This is a genomic window from Paenibacillus cisolokensis, from assembly GCF_050481165.1.
Lineage (GTDB): Bacteria > Bacillota > Bacilli > Paenibacillales > Paenibacillaceae > Paenibacillus_AH > Paenibacillus_AH cisolokensis.
On sequence record NZ_JBCNFP010000210.1, the window covers coordinates 1 to 1,052 of the forward strand.

Consider the following 1,052-nt stretch of genomic DNA (forward strand, 5'->3'; position numbering starts at 1 on the left):
CTTTCCGATTTCATGTTCAACAAAATTCACCACTTTCATCAGTTTTTGTACGTCCGCTTTAATAAATCCAGTTTGATTTTAAATTGACAACCATGATAACTTTAATACAACCTAGTTTGGAAAGGTGTGAAGTGTTGATGAGAAAGTATACAAACATTCTGACTTTTTTGATTTTGGGATGCCTTCTGTCGTTTGCCGTACATGATAAAATAGTCTTTTCGGAAGTCTATTTGGCCATGATCGTTGGTATTTTACTGGATATTCACCACTCCGTTTCAAAAAAATGAACTTGAAGGGGGGGGCTACCCTAATCTTAGACACTCCCTCTACTATAGCGGAAATTCACCTCCCCTAACCAAAGGAATTGAGTGTTGTGTAAATCCAGGCCGCCCCTCAAAAGTTAATTTTGACATAAAAAAGTAAATTCCTTCCTATTAACTCAACTTTCGCAGAGCGAAAATCGGCTCAACTGCATGTTGTGACTGGATAAACGATGAATTCAATACGGGAATTGTAAAATAGAAAAACACCGCTTCGTTTGGTAAAGTGAGAGTGACGACTTCCACTACCATACAGAAGAGGTGTCTTCCATCATGATAGAGCAAAACGTGCACCTGAATCAACTACCAAACGAATTAAAGCCTGCTTTTCAAGAACTGAAAGTGCTTCAGCACTTGAAAGCAGCAGGCTTCAAGAAGAAGTTCGGTTATACCTGTTCGTTTTTATTCCAGCTTGTCTTTGTATTTGTGCTCTTGTTTCATCACAAGAACTGGTTTCGTTTGCTAGAAAGCGAGAAAGGAGAATCATTTCCTGGCAAAGACGCAGTCTATCGCTTTCTCAACCATAGTGGCTACGCATGGCGTCGGTTTTTGTTGTTGCTGGGTTCCTCCACCATTGATAAGGTTCAAGCATTGACCAGAAAGGATCGCGTATCCGTATTTGTGGTCGACGACTCTATGTTTGAGCGGAATCGCAGCAAGACGGTGGAACTGCTTTCCAGGTTTAAGGACCATGCGACCGGCTGCTACTATAAAGGGTTTCGGATGCTCACG

General features: G+C 41.3%; 1 pseudogene. It reads left to right on the top strand.

Annotation, left to right across the window (positions count from 1 at the left end):
* Positions 1-593: 593 nt before the first annotated feature.
* Positions 594-1,052 (top strand): annotated as a pseudogene (locus ABEV74_RS23105) (IS4 family transposase); the annotation flags it as partial.